We start from the raw sequence: 23,980 nt of genomic DNA on the forward strand, positions 1-23,980 counted from the left end.
ATCATCTCCCTCGGTCAGAACACCGACGCCGGCGTTTCGGGCGCCGGCAGCGTCAGCGCGCACGGCACTGTCGCGGTGCACGCGAGCCTCGACGAGCAGGTGCTCGGCGTCGCCTTCACCGGCGCGGGCGGAGGCTTCGCGATCGACGGTCAGGTCGTCGTGGTCACCGACACGAGCACGCAGAAGGCGCACGTCGACTCCGGGGCCGCGATCCCCACTGCGAGCCTCGTCGACGTCGGCACCACCGCCACCCGCTCGGTCGGCGCGCTCGCCATCGGCGTGGGCCTCGGCGGGGCCGCCGCGCTCGGGGCCTCGGTCGCCGTGGTCGCCGTGAGCGGCGACACCGTGGCCTCGATCGGCGACGTGGCGATCGGCGCCGCCGGCCCCATCGGCGGCATCTCGGTCGCAGCATCCGACACGTTCATCCCGACCGACATCGCGATCGCGCTGCAGGGCGGCGTGGGCGTGGCGCTCAGTGGCGCCGTGGCCGTCGTCACCTACAGCGGCACGACGCGTGCCGAGTCCGGCGCACACGGTTCGGTGACGATCGGCGGCGATGTCACGATCACGGCGAGCGGTGCGCGCCATGACGTCGACGCGTTGACCGTGAACGTTGCAGCCAGCGAAGGTGTGGCCGGTGGCGTCGCCGTCGCGCTGGCCACCGACGACCGGTCCACCGAAGCGGCCATGCTCACAACGGGCGTCATCCACGCGGCAGGCGACGTCGCCGTCACCGCCGGCTCCGTGAACGACGTCAGCGCGACCGGCACCGGCATCTCGGCCGCCGGCGGCGCTCCAGAAAACGTCGCTGCCGTCACCCTGATGCTCGCCTTCGCGACGGTGTCCGGCCACACGAGCGCCCGCATCGACGGCGACATCGCCGGATCGGGCTCGATCACCGTGGACGCCCGCGCCGAGAACACGACGACCGCCACCGTCGTCGTCGTCGCGGTGTCGATCGGCGTGGGCGCCAGCGGCGCATATGCCCAGGCCCACGTGACTGCGGATGCCGCCATCTCGGCGATCGTCGGGTCCGCGGCATCCCTCGCCAGCACGGGAGAGATCGTCGTGAACGCGGCCGTGCGGGGGCACGGGAACAAGGCCACCGCCAAAGCCAGCGCCGGAACGACCGGCGAGATCAGCGTCGGCGTGCTCGTGACCGATGCCGACGTCGCAGCACCCGTGACCGCGTCCGTCGACGGCGTCGTCGCCACCCCCGGTGCCCTGAGCATCACCGCCACCGGCAGCAGCACAGTGAGGGCCCGCACGGTCGCCGTCGGCATCGGCACCTGGGCCTCGGGCGTCGGCGCCGAATCGCACGCCGCCATCGCGGACACCGCGGACGTGACCGCACGCCTGACCGGCACAGCCGCAGTGACAGGCGCCGTGGTCGTGTCCGCACGAGGCGCCAACGTGGCCAAAGCCAAGAGCGACGCCGGCTCAGGCTCGGCGGGGCTTGCCATCGACGTGAGCCTGCTGACGGCGCGCGTCGCCGGGGCGGTGGTCGCCTCGGTGACAGGCACCATCACGGGCGCCGCATCGCTGCGCGTCACAGCCTCGGGCGCGAACACCGCGTCCGCCAAGGCCGTCGCAGTGACCGTCGGTCTCGCCGCCGGCAACGGTGCGTCGCCGGACGCGACCATCACCACCGACGCCGATGTGACCGCGCAGATCACGTCGACCGCCTCGACCTCCGTCGTCGGTGCCACCTCGGTCACCGCAGCCGGCACGAACTCCGCCCATGCGAAGTCCGACGGCGGCGCGGGCGGCGCCCTCACCATCGAGGTCATGCTGCCCACAGCCACCGTCGAAGGCGCCGTCATCGCCGAGGTCGACGGCACCGTCTCCACAGGCGCCCTCAGGGTCACGGCATCCGGCGGCAACAGCGCGTCCGCGACCACGGTCGTGGTCAACGTCACGCTGGCGGGCGGCGAAGGCACGAGGGCCACCGCGACGGTGACGAAGGATGCCGCGACCAGCGCCGGGATCGGCGCTGCGGCCCATGTCACCGCGACCGGTGCCGTGACGGTCGGCAGCTCGCTGTCCACCGGGCAGAACAGTGCGAACGCCTCGGCGAGCGGCGGCCCCGGCGGGGACATCGACGCCGGGGCCATCAACGCCGGTGCGTTCATCGCCGAGGCCACGGTCGGCGCACCGGTCGCCGCACACGCAGACGGCGTGATCACCGCGTCGATTCTGAGCGTCACCGCGACCGGCGGGTCGAACGTGCACAGCGGGACGACGGCGGCCGGCATCGGCCTCGGGGCGAAGGTCAGCACCGTCGTCGACTACGCGCAGGTGACCGCCGACGCGGCCGTCACCGCCACCGCAGCATCCAGCGCTCAGCTGACCGTCACCGGCGACACCACGATCTCCGCGACCGGAACGAACACCGCGACAGCCGCGGCGGACAGCGGCTCGGGCAGCCTTCTCGTAGATGTCGGCGTGGCAGTGCCCACCAGCCAGATCGACGCCGGGGTCGCGGCATCCTTCGCCGGCATGATCCACGGCAACGGGCTGAGCGTCACCGCGGACGGCACGAACTCGGCCACCACGACGCTGACACCGGTCGACGTCGGGCTCGTCGCCTCGGTCCAGGCCGGCGGCGCCGATGCGATGATCACATCGTCTGCGACGGTGAGCGCCACGGTCGCCCGCGGCGCCGACCTCACCTTGGGCGCGCAGGGCGCTGCGATCCGCGCCACCGACCAGAACACGGCGACCGCGTCGATCGGCGGCGGCCAAGGCGCTGTGGCCGTCAGCGTCTCGGCGCTCGAGGCGACCGCCGATGATGCCGCAGGGGCGGTGGCGAGCTTCGCCGGCACGATGCACTCCGGCGCATCGCTGGACGTTGTGGCAGCGGGCACGGATCTCGCGTCCACCGACATGTTCATCGCGAACGTGTCCATCCTCAACGAGGACACGATCCTGACGGCGACGAGCTGCGTGTCGGGGAGCGTCGCGGCGAGCCTCGGCGCCGGGGCGCAGGTTCTGGGCGCCGGCACGGCCGTCGCCGTGGGCGCGCAGCACAGCCAGACGGCGAACGCCTCCGCGCGTAGCGGAGCAGGTGCGATCATCGCCGTCACCTTCCCCGACGCCGAGGCCGCCATCACAGGTGGGACGACGGCCACCGTCGCAGACGGCGTGAAGATCGGCACGCCGGTGGCTCCCGCAGCGTCGCTGGCGGTGACGGCGAGCGACACATCCACCGGCACGTCATCGGCCGTGGTGGGCGCCGGCGGTCTGATCGACGTCCAGGGCGCCGAGACCACCACCACGGTGACTCCGGTCGTGACGGCCGCGATCGGCAGCGCTGCCGGCGCCGCGACGCCGACCCCGATCCGGGTGATCGGCGACGTCACCGTCACTGCGACGTCCGTGCGGGCCGAAGGAAATGCGACATCCAAGAGTTACGGCGGCGGCGGCGTGGCCGTCGGTCTCGCGAAGGCGACGGTCACGACCGCGCCGACCGTCACGGCGTCCACCGGCCCCGGGGCCGCCATCACCGCAGGCGGCAAGGTCACGGTGCAGGCCCAGACCCAGGCGAAGGGGAGCACGCAGCTTCTCGACAGCTATGCCGCCGGGGGCTACCAGGTCGTCAACGGCTTCCCCACCGCGCTCGCCAACGTCAACAGCAACGCCGGCACGCTGTACTTCCCCAGCCACGGCCTGGCCGACGGCGACACGGTGCTGTACATCGGCACGTCGGTGTCGGGCCTGACCACGGGGCGCATCTACACGGTGCTGACGGCCGGGCCGGACGACCTGCAGTTCGGTGCCGCGTTCAACAACACCGCCACGATCGACTCGAACGACCTCAGCGGCACGAACGGCGTCGACCCGAACCGCTCCACGATCCGATTCGCCACGCCCCACAACTTCGTCACCGGCGACGGCGTCGTCCTGGCCGGCACCGGGATCGTCAACGGTGTCGACGTCACCGGCAAGACGCTGTACGTGCGTGTGATCGACCCGTACACGATCCAGCTCTATCTGAGCAAGACCGACGCGATGGCCGCCGGTGTCACCTTCGGCGTCGGTTCCGTCGCGGGCGACGGCACGATCACCGCACCCAACTCGTTCACGCCCGGAGAGCGGGTCACCTACCAGGCGCCGAGGCCCCTGACCTTCACTCAGGCCGCCGTGAACGTGTCGACCTCGTGCACGAAGGACGCGTGCTACGCGCCGAACCCGGGCGCGAACAACATCCTCGTCGGCCCGTACGCCGGCCAGAACGCCGACAACCTGCCGGTGCTCAGCGCCCACAACCTGCAGACCGGCCAGGCCGTCGTCTACCGGACGTCCGCCCACGCATACGGGTTGGGCAGCGGGCTGGTCAGCGGACACACCTATTACGTCATCTACGTCGACCCGTACGTCATCCAGTTGGCCGCCTCGTATGACGACGCGGTGGCCGGCACCGAGATCGCACTGACCACGCCGCCGGATACCGACTCCGGCACCTACGAGATCGCACCGGCCCCGATCGGGAATCTCGTCGACGGATACACCTATGTCGTCGGTCCGAACCCGACGGCGACGACCTTCACGCTGCAGAGCGTGAACGGCCAGCCGTTGACGTGGGACACGACGCACGTGCTCGGCACCCAGACAGTGTTCGCCGCCGGCCTGGCGCTGCAGGCCTGCGCGACCTCGTGCGGCACCGGCACCGTGCGCCTCGACATCGCCGCGTCGGGAACCGGCGACTACTCGCTGTACGCCCCCGTGGTCCCGACCGACGGCACGTCCTACGTGTCGCTGCGGCTGGTCACCCCGCCGGCCGGCGACGGCCAGTCGTCGGCGTCGGCCGCCGGCGGCAACGGCGGATTCGTGGCAGTGGGCGTGCCGAGCGCCGAGGTCGATGACACCACGACGGTGACCGCGATCCTGGGCGGGACGATCGTCGCCAGCGGCGATGTGTCGGTCCTCTCGAACGCCGTGACGTTCGACGCCTCGTCCGCACAGAACACCACCGGCGGCTTCGTCGCCGTCGGCGTCGTCGACTCCACGCTGAATGTGAACGTGACGAACCGGGCGAACGTCGCCCCGAACGCCGTGGTCTCGACCGGTCGCAATGTGAAGGTGGCAGCATCCACCATCGCCTTCTCGGATCTGTACGCAGACAGCGAGGGCGGCGGATTCGCCGGCGGCTTCACCGCGAACGGCACGACCGCGATCCGGGACCAGACCACGGCGACCGTCGGTCGCAACGCGAACGTCGCCGGCGACACGGTGCAGGTCACCGCGAATTCGGGCGGTGCCAGCACGTCGTTCGTACACGCTGTCATGCACGCACTGTTCGGCGGCACGCAGACGAATGACGGCATCCAGATCACCTCGAATGACCGGGCCGTGCTCGACGGAGACCCGACCACGCACACCGTGATCACGGGCCGCCACGGCGTCGATGTGCGCGCCTGGCACGCGGACTGGTCGTATCTGAGCGACGCATACTCGCACTGCGGCTGCATCGGGCCATCCGGCGGCGACTATGGCGACAGCATGGCGCTGTCCAACAGCATCATGGGCGGATCGGGCGTGACCCTGTATGTCGGCGCCCGCCTGGTGCCGGGCGTCAACGAGCCGTCGAACGCGCCGGAATCACCGCTGAAGACCAACGACGACGGCTCGCTCGTGCTGTACGTGGAGGGTGAGAACGAGGGCAGCTACAACCACACCGATGACTTCGGGTCCGGCCCCGTCGCAACCAACGGCATCAGCTGGAACTCCGACGTGGTCGTGGACTCCGGGCCCGACCCCTATCTCGTGGTGGGACCGGACGGCAAGGTGCTTGCGGACGTCAACGTCAAGATCATGGTCGGCGGCCGGCTCGTCATGCCGAACCTGGGAGACACGCTCACCGGTCCGATCGTCGTCGGCGACATCGTCAACCACGGCAGCGGCGACATCTACATGACGTCGTCGTCGGGAACCATCTCCGGTGGGTCGCAAGCGGTCGACGGGCACTTCTGGGGAACATTCACGTTCCACCAGAACTTCGACACGGTGACGATCGTCAACGAGTCGAACCTCGACATCCGGGTCGGCGACATCGACGTGATCAACCAGAACGGCCGGCCGGTGGTCACACTGAACACGCGCGGCACGTCGAACAACCCGCCGGTGGACAGCGGCTCGGTCAGCGTCCATTTCGCCCTCGCACAGTTCGTGACCCCGAGCCGTGTCGTCATCGACAACACGGGCGCTTCGACACTGACCCTCGCGGGTACCATCACCAACCCGATCGGCGAGACCGACGTGCAGAACCTCGGCGGCGCCATCGCCTCGGCCACCGACCGCGGGCAGACGATCGGCGGGCACACGACGCTGATCACCACGAACATCCTGCATCTGGACGCCCCGACAGCGTCGATCGGTGCGGCGGCCGCGACGTCGAGCGCGCACCGCCTCAGCATCGACCTGATCTCGTATCAGGGCCACCCCGAGCAGATCACCGCCACGGCGGGCACCGACCTGTACCTAGACCTGCGCACGTGGCTGCGCGACCCGACGACCCCCGATCCCGCGGTCGCAGGCAATCCCGTCCCTGTGATCGCGATCGACCACCTCGTCGCCGGCGGCAACCTGGACCTGCTGCTGCAGCCCACCGTCTACAGCGACCGCGCGCCCGGCTTGCCCGGTGTCGAGGTCGTCGTGCCCTCCGAGCCGCTGGAACGCGCCTACTTCAACTTCTTCCGCGAAGACACCCTCTGCCCGGTGCCCGGCAGCACCACCGACGCGTGCCCGTACAACCTCGGCGCCTTCGGCTCCACGCCCCACGCCGCCGCGAGCACCTACGACTTCAGCCAGCTGGACGCCGGTTCCGCCATCTCGGACGGATCGATCAGCGTGACCGCGGCACAGCCGGCGCCCGCCGACACCCGCATCAACCTCATCGGCTTGGTCGGGGTGCATCAGAACGGCAACGTCAACACGATGACGAACGGATTCGTCACGCTCACCGAGAGCGCCGCCGACAGCACCGCGATCCACCTGGCGATCCAGACCGGCGAGCTGCCCGACGCCACGGACTTCGTCACGACGACGACCCGGACCGTTGCCGGCGGGCCCAACCACGACCTGCGCGCGGGCCTCATCGAATCCACCGACGACGACGTGACCCTGACCTCGCCGGGCTCGATCGTCGACGCGCCGGTCGGCTCGGCCATCCCGCCCGCCACCGGCGACGCGGGCGCCGACGTGGTCGGCGTGAACATCACGATGACCGCGAACGGCGGCTCGATCGGGCAGGACGGTGACTTCCTCGAGATCGACTCGTCCGTCGACCGGTTCGGCGTGCTGACGGCGACCGCCGCCGGTGTGATCCGCATCACAGAGACCCCCGGCGACGCCTCGGCCGGCTACGCCCACCCCGGCGACCTGAACGTCAACCTCGTCACCACCTGCTACGGCGCCACCGCGACCGCGTGCGCCGACGTGAGCCTGGCCACCACCGCGGGCTCCATCCTCGACGGCCACAACCCGCGTGCCGACGGCAGTGGGGCTGCCGGCGCCACCACGGTCAACGTCATCGGCAACTCGATCGACCTGCTCGCCGTCGGCGGCGGCATCGGCACGCCCACGAACGCGGCCACCGGCGTCTTCCTGGGCGACCTGAAGCTCGACTCCGCCGCAGGCGCAGGATGCCTCAGCACCTCCACGCTCGACTGGCTGAACGCCACTGAAGCCCAGCGCGCCGTCACCGCCACGTGCCACATCGCCGCCCAGGCGTCGACCGGCATCCACCTGACCGAGCTCGACGGGCACGCGAACGTGCTGCTCGCCCACGCGGCGAACGGCGACGTGCGCATCACGACGACCGAGACGCAGACCGAGGGAGGCGACATCCTGCTCCTGCACAGCGGCTCGACGCTCGTGCGCGAGAACCAGCCCCAGCCGGTGCCGAACGGGCTCGTCGAAGCCGACAACGGCAACGTGCTGCTGCTCGCAGCCGACGACGTCGTCACCGACCCGAGCGGGCAGATCCTGGCCACCACCGAAGCGGGCGACCCGGGCTCAGGCAACACCGCCGACCCCAACCGGCCCGCGACCGCGACCGGAAACATCGACATCCACGGCGACTGGCACCCCGGTGTCGCCGACGCCACCGCGAACGAGGGCACGATGATCGTGCTGCGCGGCGAGCTCACCCCCGGCACAGGCGGACTCACCCGCGTCTTCGGAAACGGCGACGACGACCAGATCACGTTCGACCAGACGCTGCTGGGCGGCCAGACCCGCGCGTACGGCTCGGCGCAGCCCACCGCACACAAGGGCTTCGCCCCCGTCGGCGACGGCGAGGACACGCTGACCGTCTACCTGCTGCAGACGATGCCGCGCACCGGCACCACGCTGAGCCTGGACGGCCAGGCCGGTACCGACCATTACGTCGTGTGGACGCACGGCAGCGAGCACGGCGACGCCCATTACGTCGTCAACGTGCTCGACAGCGGAGCCCCCGCCGACGGCGTCGACACGCTCGCCGTCTACGGCGCCGACAGCTCCGCGAACGGCGCGGCGGATCCGACGGACGACATCTTCCTCTTGCGGGCGGCGGCGTATCTGCCGGGCGAGTCCGCCGCACGCCCCGACCTCTACTGCGACACGGCCGGCGACAGCGCCTGCGCGATCCACCCCGCGTACGTCGCTGTGCTGCACCCCGTGCCCGTCGCCGGCGTCGACCCGCTGGTGGCCGCGCAGACCTCGGGCTACGCGGGCGTGGCCGAGCGCATCACCTACGACTCCGCGATCAACGGCATGCTCTCGGTGCTGGGCTTGGGCGGCGACGACCACTACGCCGTCGACGACAATGCGGCGATCACGAACCTCGACGGCGGCGCCGGGAACGACACGTTCCAGATCGGGCAGCTGTTCGGCATGCGCCGAGATGCGGCGTACGCCGGCCTGCCCGCTGCCGACTGGTTCCCGACGATCGCCACCACGCGTGGTTACCTCTCCGAAGGCACGAGTGCGCCGCTCACGGCCCAGGGCGGGAGCGGCGACGACACGTTCGCCGTGTACTCCAACCACGCGGCCCTGCGGCTGGAGGGGGATGCCGGCAACGACCAGTTCCTCATCCAGGCGTTCGCGCTGGCCCGCACCGACGCGAGCGGCAACCTGGTCATGGGCCCGGTCTTCGCCGGCCAGGTCACCGTCGACGCCGCCGCCGGCACGATCACCCGGGGTGACGGCGGCAGCTTCGTCGTCGACGGGTTCGCCGTCGGGCAGACCGTCGCCATCACCGGCGCGGGTGCCGGCAACGACCACGATGCGGCGCACACGGCCGTGATCAGCGCCGTCACGGCGAGCACGATCACCCTGGCAGCGGGCCTGACCACGACTGCCCCGCTGCAGCACAGCGGCACGTCCACCGTAGCGATCAGCAGCGGACCGGTCTCACGCACGAACCTCACGGTCGCCGCATCCGCCGCGGGCACCAGCACGATCACCCGCACCGACGGCGGCAGCTTCGTCGCCGACGGATACGCCGTCGGCCAGGCCATCGCGCTCGTGGGGGCCGGAGTCGACAGCAATCCGACCGGCTGCACCGTCACGCCGACCCAACCATGCCTGCCGTACGTCATCACGAAGGTCACAGCATCCACCCTCACCGTGCAGGCAGCCCTCACCGCCGGCGCCTTCACGGCGGCCACCGTCAGCGCCGTGCTGCCCAGCCCCGTGCTCACGACCGGCTTCAGCACCGCCGCACAGACCGACGTGCGCGCAGGCGACGGCGACGACCAGGTGCAATACAACGTGAATGCGCCGGTCTCGGTCGACGGCGGCACCGGCTTCAACAAGATGGTCGTGCTGGGCACCGAGTTCGCCGACCACATCGTCGTCACCGCCACCGCGATCTACGGCGCGGGCCTTGCCGTCGACTACGGCAACGTGCAGGTCGTCGAGGTCGACGCGCTGCAGGGCGACGACACGGTCGACGTGCTCTCCACCGCGCTGGGCGTTGTCACCCGCGTGCTCGGGGGCCTGGGCAGCGACGTCATCAACGTCGCCGGCGACGTGGTGGGCGACGTCGTCAGCCGCGACCCGAACGGCACCCACTCCACGATCAACGAACTCGTCAGCTCGAGCGACCCGGCGTACCAGAACGTCGTGTCCGCCGGCATCCCGGTCTCGGTCTCGCGTCCCACGCAGGGTGTCGTCCTGATCACCGAGACCGGCGGTCTCACCTCGGTCGCGCGTCTGAGCAACAGCGGCCCGATCGGCAGCCTCGACTCCTACGGCGTGTCGCTGACCAGCGCCCCGACCACGGACGTCTGGATCACCGTGTCGGCCGGCCTCAGCCCGGACGAGCTGCGCCCGGGCGCCGACACCGTGTACCTGTGCGCCGGCAGTGCGGCCGACTGCGACGCGCCCGCCGACTTCTTCCGCACCGTCTACGTCGACGGCGTCCCGCAGTACGAGGGCCTGAACGGCCCCGGCATCGCCGACAGGTCGCTCGTGCTGCACTTCACCCCGGGCGATTGGGGCATCCCGCAGCAGGTGTGGGTGGCCGCCGCGAACGACACCACACCGCAGGGAGACATCAAGGTGGTCATCGCGCACAGCGTGATCAGCGCCGACCCGGTGTTCGAGAACGCGCTCGTGCGCGACGTGACCGTCTCGGTGCGCGACAACCTCACGCCCGGTATCGACGTCGTGACCCTCGACCCGTCCGGCGCGCCCGACGCCGGCACGACCGTCATCGAGGGCACGAGCACGACGCAGCTGACCGACACGATCTCGGTCGCGCTGTCGCACAACCCGAGCGGCACCGTCACCGAGGTCATCACGCCCACCGATGCGCGGCTGATCCTCTCCAGCACCGACACCCGGTTCGCGCTGGGCGCCGTGGTCGGCGGCATCCAGACCTACCGCGTCACGTTCGGCCCCGCTGACGGCACCACCCCCGTGATCATCACGGTGCAGGCGGCCACGAGCTTCCAGCGCACCGACCCCGGCTACACGACGCTGCAGTTGCGCGCACTGACCACCGCCGCCGGCCGTGACGCAGCGTTCGACACGGTCACCGCGCAGACGGACGTCATGGCCTACGGCGACAGCACACCCGGCGTGTACACGGCGCAGACCGGCGGCATCACCGTCGTCAGCGTCGGCACCGTCGGCACCCCCGGCGTCACCGACACGTTCACCGTGCGCCTGCTGTCGGCTCCGACCGCGCGCGTCGCGGTGGGCCTGGTCACCGACGGCCAGACGCTCATCGCCACCGACCCCGGCTGCGCCACGAGCCTGCTCGGCCACGTCTGCCTCGTCTCGATCGGCGGGACTGTGATGCCGGCCGTCACATTCGACGCGACGAACTGGTGGATCCCGATCACCGTGACGGTCTCGGCGAACGCCTCGTACGTGCTGCCCCCGAACCGTGCCGACCTGTACACGTTCCCGAAGCAGCCGCATCTGCTGTCGGCCATCCGCGGCCCGCTGCAGATCGACGGCGGCACCGGGGGAGAGCAGCACACGCTGAACACCGCCGTGATCCTTCCCGGCGAGATCGACACGCCGCCGTTCGGCATCGGTCGGCAGCCCTCCGAGGCGCGCCAGGTGGACGTGCTGAACGTGTTCGACGACGGCGCCCGCGCCGACCACTCGGGCGACCTCACCTCGACCACGCTGACCGGCTTCGGCATGGGCCCGGGCGTCACGTTCGACGGCCCGCTCCCGTTCGGCGAGCAGGGCACGTTCGCCAGTGGCATCACGTACGGCACGATCACCGTCGACGCGAACGGCGACTACACGACGGATGCCTCGAAGACGACCATCGAGGTCCTGGTCGTCTCGCTCGGCCAGGGCAATGACACCCTGACCGTCCACAGCACGATGATCCCCGGACCCGACCAGGCCGCCGACGACGACCTGCCCGCCGGCATCCCGGCACTGCACGGGGGGCTGACCGTCATCCAGGGCGGCGGCAACGCGCTGCTGCAGGTGACCGGCACGTTCACGTGGACACCCGGCGCCGGCACAGCGACCTTGACCCGCACCGACGGCCTGTCATGGCACGACGCCGGATTCGCCGTCGGGCAGCGGATCACGCTGCCCGGCAGCGCGGTCTACGGCGCCTACACGATCACCGGGTTCACAGGGGCCGCCGGCCAGACTCTGCTGCTGCGCGGCACCGCCGTGGGCGCCCCCGCCCCCGGCATCCTGACTGGCGCCGTCGCGGTCTACGACCCCGCATCGCCGCAGACCGGCTACGTCCGGGTCGGCGGCGACCACATCGTCGTGCTCGACGGACCCGGAGTGGGCGCGGGTTCACCCGGCCCCAGCTCGCCGCTGGTGATCTACGGCGACACGTCGCAGGACGGCATCTGGTACAGCGGCAGCACGTCGCAGCAGTCCGGTCACGATTTCGGCGCCAAGCCCACGATCGAGCCGGTCGGCAATGCTCCCGACTACGTGTTCCCCGTTGCGCAGTCGTACACCTACGCCGGCAACGACATGATCGACGCGAGCGCGCTGGACGCCGGGATCCCCGGCTCCGCGCTGCCCTCGATCGGCGTGACGATCTACGGCGGCGGCGGAGACGACACGATCCTGGGCAGCCAGGCCGGCGACATCCTCGCCGGCGGCTCCGGCAACGACCTCATCCTCGGCGAGCGCGGCCGCGACCTCATCTACGGCGACTCCGGCGTGAACGTCGACGTCATCACCCGCGTGCTCACGGTCGCCACCGCGAACACCAGCACGCTGCCCGACGCCGATGGCCTTCTCGCCGGCCACGACGTGCTCATCGGCGAGGGCATGGGATCGGCTCCGAGCACCGCCGCCACCCCCGGCGACGCGCACAGCGACGACCAGGATGTCATCTTCGGCGACCATGGCGTCGTCGTCCAAGACGTGCAGGACGTGCGCACCTGGGCGCTGGACGAGGCGACGAACACGTTCGTCGAGACCAGCGGCACCCGGCCGCAGCGGCTGCTGACCACGTCCGAGCTGATGACGCTGTACACCGTGCAGCAGCAGAACGGCACGGGCGACACGATCGAAGGCGACCTGGGCAACGACATCCTGATCGGCGGGGGCGGCAGCGACACCATCTGGGGCAACGACGGAAACGACCTCGCGTTCGGCGACTTCGGCAGCGTGTCGTGCACGCAGATCGGCACCGCGCCGAGCGACCCGACCGCGTCGAACCCGGGCTGCCGCATCGACGCGAGTCGGCTGCCGTTCGACGTGGCACTGAACGACCACACGTTCCGCTGGACCTCACTGGACACCCAGTCCGGCGCTGACTGGGGCAACGACCTGATCAACGGCAACGACGGCTCCGACATCCTCATCGGCGGCGCGGGCTCCGACCGGATCACCGGCGGAACGGGCGACGACGACATCGTCGGCGGCAACACCGGCGACCCGGTCACCGACGCCGCCGGCGTTCCCGTGGCGCACACCGGCGGCGCGGGCGGATACAACGGCGGCGTCGATTACGGCAACGGCCCGGTCGCGTTCGGGGACGTGTTCGACGGCACCGGCGGCGCAGGTGCCCCGCATAGCGCCTGCACCACCGCAGCGTCCTGCACGTACGGCGACTACCTCGACGGCGGTGCCGGCAACGACGTCATCGCCGGCGACAACGCGACGCTGCTGCGCACCGGGTCGACCGCCGGCGCCCGGTTCCGCGTGCTCACCGGCGCCGAGATCCTGAACACCGCCGACGGGTCGACGAACATCGCCGGCACGAACTTCGACGGCACGAACCTGCCCTGCCAGTGGATCGATCCGAACGGTCTGATCCTCGCCTCGTGCACCGACTACGGCTACCAGAACGACCCGCGTGGTGCGCACGTGCGCGACATCCAGCTCTACGACCAGAGCTTCACACCCGTTCCCGGCACCTTCTCTGACAGCGACATCGCCGGCGGCGCCGGAGACGACGTGCTGTTCGGCCAGCTCGGCGACGACTGGATCCAGGGCGACGGCTCGGTCATCGACGACCAGGGCGACATCACGACCGACGTACAGACGCGTGGTACGGTCACCGATCCGCGCCGGTCGGTGCAGGATGCCGCGGGGCCGGGCAGCGACGGCAACGACTACCTCGAGGGCAACGGCGGCGCCGACGTGCTGTACGGCGACCTGGGCCAGGATGACCTGGTCGGCGGCAGCTCCGACATGTTCGGGCTGATCAGCCGCGACCAGCGCCCCGACACCGGCGACACGATCTACGGCGGCGCCGGAACCCGCATCGGCCTGAACGATCCCGGCGACCTGTCGGCGGCGGGCCACGCCCACGACGCCGACGTGATCATGGCCGACAACGGCGACATCTACCGCCTGGTCGGCGCGTTCGGCAGCCCGACGACCGATGCGAACGGACACGCCAAGGCGGCAACGGCGTTCCTCACGTTCAACTACGACACCTACAGCACCCTCGAGAAGATCGTCCCGCGCTCGTACGGCTACCTCGACTACACGGTCGGCACCGCGGCATCCACCGACATCGGCGGTGCGGACCTCGTGCACGGCGAGGCCGGCGACGATGTGATCCTCGGCGAGGCGGGCTCCGACGTGCTTGCCGGCGACGGGCAGGACGACACCGTCATCGGCGGCACGGGTGACGACCGCATCTACGGCGGCACGGGAGATGACCGCATCCTCGGCGACGACGGCTACTTCAAGGTCAGCCGCAACGGCCTGATCGAGCCGCTGTGGGGCCTCACCACCGCCAACGCGACGAACGTGCTGCTGGCACTGCCCGGCCCGTACACGCAGGCGACGACCTTCGCCCCGGGAGTGCTGTTCAACGAGGCGCGGCTGCTCGGTTACGACGCGAATGACCCGACCGCGACCGGCTACGCCGACATCGTCTACGGCGGCCTGGGCAACGACTGGATCCACGGTGAAGCCGGCGACGACGCCATCTCGGGCGCGGCGGCCCTGCCGTTCTCCTACAGCGACATCCCGCAATCGGCGATCCTGAGCACCTGGGGCATCGACCCGACCGATCCGCTGGGGTACAACCCGAGCACCACGACCTTCGCCGACTACAACGCGAACGACCCGTGGTCGAAGATCTACGACTGCACCGACGGCACGAAGGACATCGGCGTGGACGGCACCTGCGCCTCGGGTCCGAAGGTGGACTTCTTCCTGAACTTCACCCCGTATGTGCTGGATGCCGCGGGCCACCCGGTCCTGGATGCGTCGGGCAACGTCATCAAGAGCGACGACGGCTGCGACATCGTCTACGGCGACAACGGCAATGACTGGCTCGTCGGCGGCACCGACACGAACTGGCTGTTCGGCGGATTCGGCGACGACCTGCTGCAGTCCTCGCAGAACCTCGAGACCGACGGCGAACGCAACCGGGTGCCCGAGGACGCGCTCTGGTCGGCGCCGACGTTCGCCTACGGCGGCGCCGGCCTGGATGTGCTGATCGCCGACAGCGGCCGGGCGCGCATGTTCGACTGGACGGGCGAGTTCAACAGCTTCATCGTGCCGTTCAGCCCGTTCGGCGCCCCCGTCATCAACCGCAGCCCGAACCCGCACATCCAGGCGTTCATCACGGCGCTCTCCAACGCCGGCGGTCAGGATTCCACCTTCACGCCGAACACACCGCTGGACGAGACCGCGATGCCGATCCCGGGAGGCTCGTACTTCGACGACCAGCACGGTGGCCCGCGCGACCCGCAGCCCGGCAACGTTCCCGGCGTGCAGATCGACTACCGCGGACTGGTAGACCTCGGCTGCGACTGCAACCCCCTGACCGGCTTGGTCGTGGCGGTGGCCGGCGCCGTGAACGCCGCCGATCCGCTGAACCCGACCGACGCCGAAGACGCCGAGGTGCCGCCCGGACCGACACTGCTGGTCGGTGCGCCGCTGCGCCTGACCTACCTGGTCACGAACAGCTCGACGGTCGCGTATCGCATCGTCTCGATCATCGACGACGACGCGACACCCGCCGATGCCGCCGACGACTTCCACCCCGTCTACGTGTCGGGCGACGTCAACGGCAATGGCCTGGTCGACCCCGGTGAGGTGTGGCTGTTCACCGCCGTGGGCGTGACCGGGGCGCCGCAGACTGCGCTGGCCGGCGGCCACGAGCACGTCGTGACCCTGGTCGGCTTCGACCCCGTCGGTCGCACCGAGATGACCGCCGCCGACCCGACGAACTACACCGGCACTCTTCCCACTGTGCAGATCTTCACGGACGTCAACGCGGCATCCGCCCTGCACCCGACCGTGACCGAACAGGCCGATACGCAGGCCGTCGCCCCGCACGTGGCCGTCGGTACCGTGGTGGTCTGGACCTACCGGGTCATCACGAACTCGGCCGCGCCGCTGACCGTCACGCAGGTGCTCGACGACAACGGCATGCCGGACGACACGGCCGACGGCTGGTCGCCGCTGCCCGTGCTCGTCACGTATCAAGGCCACCAGTACAACGCCGGCGACACGAACTTCGACGGACTGCTCGAGCAGGGCGAGGTCTGGCAGTACACGTCCGCCGGCGCCCTCGGCGCCCCGGCCCTGGCCGCCCAGGGCTGGCGCGGCAACATCGGCACCGTCACCGCGACCGACGCTTCCGGCGCGACCTACACCGACTCGAACCCCGCGTGGTACTTCGGCGACTCTGGCCTGAGCATGGTGAAGGCCGTGAACGCGGCCGACCCACGGCATCCCACCCCTGCCGAAGACGCGAACACCACCGGGCCGCGCGTCGCGGTCGGCTCGCGTGTCGTGTTCACGTATCTCGTCACGAACTCCAGCGCCGCGCCCATGGTCATCACGGGCCTCGTCGACGACCACGGCAAGCCCGGCGCCACCGGCGATGACATCACGCTGGGCGCGATGACGCCGCTGCTGGCCGCCGACGGCGTCCACAACATCGGCGACGCCAACTCCAACGGTGTGTTCGACGCCGGCGAGACCTGGATCTTCCAGTGGACGACGACGGCTGCGCTCGGCGGTCCCATCGTGAACACGGCGACCGTGTCGGCCACGAACGGCACAGGCCAGACCGTGACCGCCACCGACACCGCCCAGTACACGGGCCTGGGGGCGCACGTCACGATCCAGACGGCCGTGAACGCGGCCGACCCGCTGCACCCGACGATGGCCGAGGATGCCGACACCGCGCCGGGTCGGTATCTTCAGGCGGGCTCGTCCGTCGTGTTCACCTACCTCGTCACCAACGACGGTGCGCTGGCGCTGACCGAGGTCGTCGTCACCGACGACCACGGCACCGCGGCCACGGCCGACGACTTCACCGCCGTGCCCGTCCGCGATGCGCAGGACTGCGTCGTCGGCGACACCGGCTGCGACGGCGTGATGGGCGTGGGCGAGACCTGGCTGTTCACGAGCACCGGCGCCGTCACCCCGGCACTGGTCGCCGTGGTCGGGCTGTACCGCGACGGCTCGTCGGTCACCGCGCAGTCGGCGGCGGGGGCGGTCACCGCGACCGATCCGACTTATTACACCGGCAGCCCCGCCGGCGGCATCAAGATCGTGAAGGCGATCAACGCCGCCACGCCCGGTGCGCCCACCGCCGCCGAAGACGCGAACGACCCGGCGAACCCGTACTCTGTGGCGGTCGGCGCGAAGATCGTGTTCACGTACCTCGTGAGCAGCCCGAACCAGGTGTCGATCCCCGGCAGCGCACTGCGGATCGTCGACGACAACGGCACGCTCACGACCGCCGACGACTTCATCCCGGTCGGTGTCATGGTCTCGGCCAAGGTCAAGGGAGTCACCGGCCTGTACAACGCCGGGGACCTGAACCACAACGGCGTCCTGGACGGCACCGAAGTGTGGCAGTTCACCTCGGCCGGCGTCATCCCGGGTCTTGCAGCGGCGGGGCTGCACGGCAACATCGGCACGGTCGTCGCCGTGGTCGGCAAGGTGACATACGCAGCGACCGACCCCGCCTGGTACCTCGGCGTCGCGCCGCAGGTCCACATCGTCAAGGCCACCGACGCGGCCGACCCGCTGCATCCCACCGTCCTCGAGGATGGCAACGACACCGCCCACCAGCTCGTGCTGCCCATCGGCACGCCACTCGTGTGGACGTACCTGGTCACCAACCCGGGCACGGTCTCCGTGCAGGTCGTGTCGGTCAGCGACGATCGCGGCACCGCGAGCACCGCCGACGACTTCCACCCGATCTATGTGTCGGGCGATGTGAACGGCAACGATCTGCTCGATCCCGGTGAGGTGTGGCTGTACACGTCGGCGGGCGTTGTCACCGCCGCTGTCACCGCGGGGCAGTACTCCAACACCGGCACCGTGACCGTCACCGAGCCGCGCAGCGGTGCACAGGCCACCGCGAGCGACATCAGCGACCACTTCGGCGCGAACAGCTCGATCACGATCCGCAAGGCCGTGAACGCCGTCGACCCGTGGCACCCCACGGTGCGCGAAGACGCGAACACGCAGGGACCGGTGCTCGCGGTCGGCACGACCGTCACCTGGACGTACCTGGTGACCAACACGGGCCAGACCGTGCTGGACGTCACAGGTCTCACCGATGACGGCGGCACTGCAGACGGCAGCGCTTCGTTCGCCGTCGAGCAGCAGTGCGCAGGCCAGGGCGGCGACGTCAACGGCAACGGCATGCTCGACCCGGGTGAGACGTGGTGCTTCTTCGCGACCGGCACCGTCACTGCAGGCGCCTACCGCAACGTCGCCACCGTGACAGCCAGCGTCGTCGGCCAGGTCGACCGGTCGGTGACCGCGAGCGACGCCGCCACCTACACCGGCACCGTGCCGGGCATTGTGGTGCACAAGTTCATCGACGGGGTCGCCGCGCAGACGAAGGATGCCGCGGTGCTGCTGGGAGTCGGACGCCACGCGACCTTCACCTACAAGGTCACCGCGACCACGGCCGTCGCGCTCGCCGACATCACGCTCATCGACGACAACGGCACGCCCGACGACCCGGGCGACGACATCACGCCGACGTACGTGTCGGGCGACCTCAACGGCAACGGGCTGCTCGAGGCGAACGAGGTCTGGCTGTTCTCTGCAGACCACATCGTGCCCGCAGGTGCGTACGACAACGTGGTGCGCGCGAGCGGCGACCTCGTCGGCATCACGCCGACGGTCACGGTGTGGAGCGCCGACATCAACTACTCGTTCGGGGTCGTGGCATCCGTCACCGTCGACAAGGCGGTAAACGCGCTGGATCCGTGGCACCCGACCACGATCGAAGACGCCGAAACGCAGCCCGCGAAGGAGCTGCTGGTGGGCACCACGGCGGTGTGGACCTACCTGGTGACCGACTCGGGCAACTTCCCGGTGGCGTTCGTGAGCCTGTGGGACGATAACGGCACCCCGAACGATATGAGCGACGACTTCGCGCCGGCGCCGGTGCTGGCCACGTGGCAGGGCGCGCAGTACAACGCCGGCGACCTCGACCACGACGGCATGATCGATGTCGGTGAGACGTGGCTGTTCCAGGCGACGACGATCGTCGACGCCGGCGCGTACCGCAACACGGCGGCCGCCGTCGTGTCGGAGCCGGTCACGCACCAGGGCGCCTCGGGCAGCGACGCCGCCGGATACTACGGCAACGGCTACGGTGAGGGCCTGACGCCCGGATACTGGAAGAACCACACGTCGCTGTGGCCCGCGCAGTCCGACGGCACGTTCATCTTCCGGCCCGACCAGCTGCTGACGTCGGTGTTCACGAACGTGCCCGACGCCATGGCCGGTTGGACGCTGCTGGATGCGCTCGGTTCCGGCGGCGGCGGAACGATCGCCCTGCTGCGCGCGGCCGTCGCCGGCCTGCTGGCGACGACGAGCCAGTACATCTCGTACCCGCAGAGCTCGACGTGGCTGATCGCCGCAGTGGATGCCGCGCTCGCGGCCGGGGACGCCACCCAGGTCACCAACCTGCAGAACCTGCTCAACGGCTGGAACAACTACGAGGCCGACCTGACTCCGCCGGTGCCTGGGGCATTGGCGGTCGCGCCGACGCTCAGCATCGACCCGGTCGCGAGTACGGCGGTCACGAGTGCGGCACTGGACGCCACCGCTCTCAGCGCCGTGGTCGCCCAGGCGCAGGCAGCCGCGGCCGCCATGAACACCGCCGGCGCCGCGGTCACGACCCCGCCGCCGACGCTCGATACCCTCTCGGCGGGCACGAGCACCGGTGCGAGCGCGGGCGCCGGCGCGATCACGATCACGAGCACGGGCGACGCGACCACCGCCACGGACGCGACGGCCACCGCGGACGCGACGGTGACTGCGCCGGACGGCGCCCCGACGACTCCACCGGCGCCGGCGTCGGACTCGGACCCTGTGACGCCGCCGAGCACGTCGACGCTCACCGTCAGCGCACGCCGCCGGCGAAGCCGCGATACCTCCGAACCACGGTGACGCGTGACGGGAGTCGCGGGGTGGTCACGGCTTATGCGTCGGCGAAGCGGACAATCGACCATCTCGAATACCGCAATCAACTTCCCGTTCACATACCCCGCGTCGCCGCGTTGCCGCGTTGCCTCCCACGCCGCTTCGCGCTGTGTGAACGGGAAGTTGAATGCCATATCAACAAGAATCTGGGTTCGCTTGCTGTGTGAACCGGAAGTTGAATACGGTCTGGAGAGCAACCGAAAAGCTGCAACTCGCCACCTCGGCTGCAGCGGATTCATCGCCGATGGACGCAGCATCCCGCGCCTGATAGCGGCCGAGGCGCTCGAGGATGCGATCGCGCGATTCGAGGGCCACCGTGGTCGCCGTCACACACGATCGCTGGTTCGCGCGCTCGTTCGACCGGTTCCTGGTGTTCGGCGCCGACGGCGTCGTGTACGAGGCGTCCGAACCGGTCTGGGACGAGCGGCGCGTCGCCAGCCCCCAGCACGCAGGGTCACCCACGCGGCGCGGGAGCGCTCCCGGCGCCGGATAGGCTGGCCGGATGAGTTCAGGGCTGAATTCCGCGGGCGCACGACCCGGAACTCGTGCGCTCACTCGTGGGCAGGTAGGGCGCTATGCGATCGGATCGCTGGGGACCGGCGGCTTCGCCACCCTGCCCGGCCTCGTGCTGGTGTACTACCTGACCGATTCGCTCGGCGTGACGGCGCTGGCCGCAGGTGCCATCGTCACCGTTGCGAAGGTCTGGGACGTCATCATCGACCCGGTCATCGGCGGGATCAGCGACCGCGCGCACGCGCGCACAGGCTCGCGCCGTGCACTGATGTATCTCGGCGCGATCGGCCTGCCGGTCGCGTTCGTGCTGACGTTCGCGGTGCCCGGCGGGGTCGATCCCGTGGCCGCGGCGCTGTGGGTGCTCGTCGCGTTCATGATCGCCGCGACATGCTTCAGCCTGTTCCAGGTGCCGTACATCGCGCTGCCGGCCGAACTCACCGACGACTACCGCCAGCGCACGCGGCTCTTGACCTGGCGCGTGGTCGTGCTGACCCTGGCGATCCTGCTGTTCGGCGCCGGTGGCCCCGAGCTGCGCGGTCTGTTCCCCGACGACCCGCTGCTCGGCTACCTGGTGATGGCCGTGGCCGCCGCCGCCGTGCTCGGGGTGGGCATGGCCGTCGCCGCGACGGTCGCGCCGCGCGATGCGATCCGGGATGCCGCGGCCACGGCATCCCTCGCGACGCACTACCGCGCGGGCCTTGCCGTGCTGCGCGAGAGCCAGCCGTTCCGTGCGTTGCTGATCACCTACATGCTGCAAGCGCTGGCGACCGGCCTGATGCTCGCCGCGGCGCAGTTCGTCGCGCGCTGGGTGCTGCACGACGAGGGCGCGGTCACGCCTCTGTTCGCAGCCCTCATCGCGCCGGCCGTGCTGATGGCACCGGTCTGGAAGCTGGTCGCCGACCGCGTCGGCAAAGAACGGGCGTTCCGCCTGGCGAGCCTCGTGTTCCTGATCGCGGCCCTGGGGCTCGGCGCCATGATCTGGGCGCCGGGCTGGTGGATCACCGCGCCGGTCGCGGTGGCCGGCGCCGCGTACGCCGGCATGCAGACGCTGCCGATGGCGATGCTGCCGGATGTGATCGCGTACGACCGCGCCGGAGGCGGGAGGGATGTCGCGGCCGGCGAAGTAGCCGGCGCCGGCGGCGCTGCGAGCGAGGACGGCGGCGCTGGCGCTGCTGTGAGCGAGGAGGCCGGCGGCGACACCGCGAGCGGCGAGAACCGGTCGGGCATGTTCAGCGGTGTGTGGACGGCGGGCGAGACCACCGGCATGGCGCTGGGCGCGACGGTGCTGTCGATCGTGCTCGCCGTGACCGGATACGTGGAGTCGACCGTGGGCGAGACGGTCGTCCAGCCGGGGGCGGCCGTGGTCGGCATCGCGGTGGCGTTCAGCCTGCTGCCGGCTGCGCTCATGGTGGTGAGCCTGGTCACCCTCACCCGCTACCGGCTGCGCGAGCGCGACATCGTGCATGCTGCCGGGGTGGCTTCGTGAGCGGCGACGGTCGTTCGTCCCGCTCTGCTCACTCAGGGGCCGGAACACCCGAGGGCTTCGCTCGCTCAGCGGACTCCCGACAGAGTCCGGCGGTACTCGACCGACTTCGTGCCCTGCGGCAGGGCGACGCGCCCACGCACGGCGGTCGCGTGCTCGCGTACGTGTATGACTCCGGAGTGGACGACCTCGACGACCTCGCCGACGCGGCCGCCCAACTCGCACGGCCGCTGAACGGGCTCGACCCGACCGTGTTCCCGTCGGTCGCGGCCATGGAGCGCGACCTCATCGGGTTCGTCCGCAGCGCCTTGCACGGCGGACGCGACGTCGTCGGATCGGTCACCAGCGGCGGCACCGAGAGCTGCCTGCTGTCGGTGAAGACGGCGCGCGACCTGTGGCGGCGCGACCACCCCGCGTCGAGCGCGGCGGGACAGCGTCGGGATGCTGTCGCCGACGTCGCCACAGACGCGCAACGCGGCATCCGGCCCCGCCTGGTCGCACCCGCCACCGCCCATGCCGCGTTCCAGAAGGCCGCGCGGCTCTTCGACCTCGAGTGGGATCCGGTGCCGTGCCGGCCCGACGGCTCGGTCGCGGCATCCGATCTCATCGCGAAGCTCGGCGACGACGTCGCCCTGGTCGTCGTCTCGGCCCCCGCCTACCCGAGCGGAGCGCTCGACCCGGTGCGCGAGATCGCGGCGGCGGCGCGCAGCCGCGGCATCTCGTGCCACGTCGACGCGTGCTTCGGCGGACTCGTGCTGCCGTGGTGGCCGGGCGTGGCCGCATGGGACTTCCGGGTTCCCGGGGTCACGAGCATCTCGGCCGACCTGCACAAGTTCGGGTATGCGCCCAAGGGCGTCTCGGTGCTGCTGCATCGGGGCCGTCGCCGGCACCGCGCCCAGTTCTTCGCGACGACGCGGTGGCCGGGCTATCCCGTCGTGAACCCGACGCTGCTCGGGTCGAAGTCCGCATCGCCGCTGGCGGCGGCCTGGGCCATCGTCCAGCACCTCGGTGCGGACAGGTACGCCGACCTCGTCGCCTCGGTCGCACGGGTCGCGGCGCAGATCCGCGCCCGAGTGGCCAGCATTCCCGGGCTGATCGTGTGGGGCGAGCCGACGGGACCCGCCATCGCCCTGATCGCCGACCCGTCGGTGCCGGCCGCGCAGCGCGTGGACCCGCACCGGCTCGCCGACGCGATGCTCGCCCGCGGCTGGCGCATCCAGCACCAGCCCGGGTTCGTGCAGACCGATGGAACCCGATTGCCGCGCAGCGTGCACCTGACGCTCACGCCGGTGCTTGAACGGACGCTGCCGCAGTTCTCGGCGGCGCTGGTCGAGGCATCCGACGCCGTCCGCGGACAGCCACCGGCCGATGCGCGCGCGCTGCTGGTCGCGATGCGCGCGCTCGGCTACGCGGGCGCGCACGCGCGGGTGCCGAGCCCGCGCGCGGCCTGGAGGCTGCTGCGCCTGGCCGGCGCCGCAGACGTCGGCGGCGCGCAGCCGATGGCGATGCTCATGGCCGTGATCGAGGGCCTGCCCGCCCCGGTGGCCGAGGCTCTGCTCACCGAGCTGCTCGCGCGGCTGTCCGAGCCGCGCTGAGCCCGCCCGGCCGGCGCTC

Annotated in this window: 3 protein-coding genes and 1 pseudogene (1 of these 4 running past the window's edge); all 4 read left to right on the forward strand. The window is 70.8% G+C overall.

The features are described 5' to 3' along the window. Nucleotides 1-20,337, forward strand: partial view of a hypothetical protein gene (locus tag QU603_RS03365; RefSeq protein WP_308493077.1) — the 3' portion only. It extends 11,724 nt beyond the left edge of the window; 20,337 of the gene's 32,061 nt are visible here — the last part of the coding sequence; the start codon falls outside the window, past its left edge; the stop codon is at nucleotides 20,335-20,337. A 297-nt stretch (nucleotides 20,338-20,634) separates the two neighbouring features. Further along, nucleotides 20,635-20,863 (forward strand): annotated as a pseudogene (locus QU603_RS03370) (hypothetical protein); the annotation flags it as partial. Nucleotides 20,864-20,872: 9 nt separating this feature from the next. Beyond that, nucleotides 20,873-22,369: an MFS transporter gene (locus tag QU603_RS03375; RefSeq protein WP_308493078.1), complete on the forward strand. Its 1,497-nt coding sequence runs from the start codon at nucleotides 20,873-20,875 to the stop codon at nucleotides 22,367-22,369. A gap of 149 nt (nucleotides 22,370-22,518) precedes the next feature. Then, complete coding sequence (locus QU603_RS03380; RefSeq protein ID WP_308493079.1) at nucleotides 22,519-23,961, forward strand: pyridoxal phosphate-dependent decarboxylase family protein; 1,443 nt, start codon at nucleotides 22,519-22,521, stop codon at nucleotides 23,959-23,961. The last annotated feature ends 19 nt before the right edge of the window (nucleotides 23,962-23,980 follow it).

This window comes from Microbacterium terrisoli, assembly GCF_030866805.1.
Lineage (GTDB): Bacteria > Actinomycetota > Actinomycetes > Actinomycetales > Microbacteriaceae > Microbacterium > Microbacterium terrisoli.

Coding starts and splice junctions, on each gene's coding strand:
- QU603_RS03375 (WP_308493078.1), top strand. CDS start 20,873: ATGAGTTCAGGGCTGAATTCCGCGGGCGCACGACCCGGAACTCGTGCG.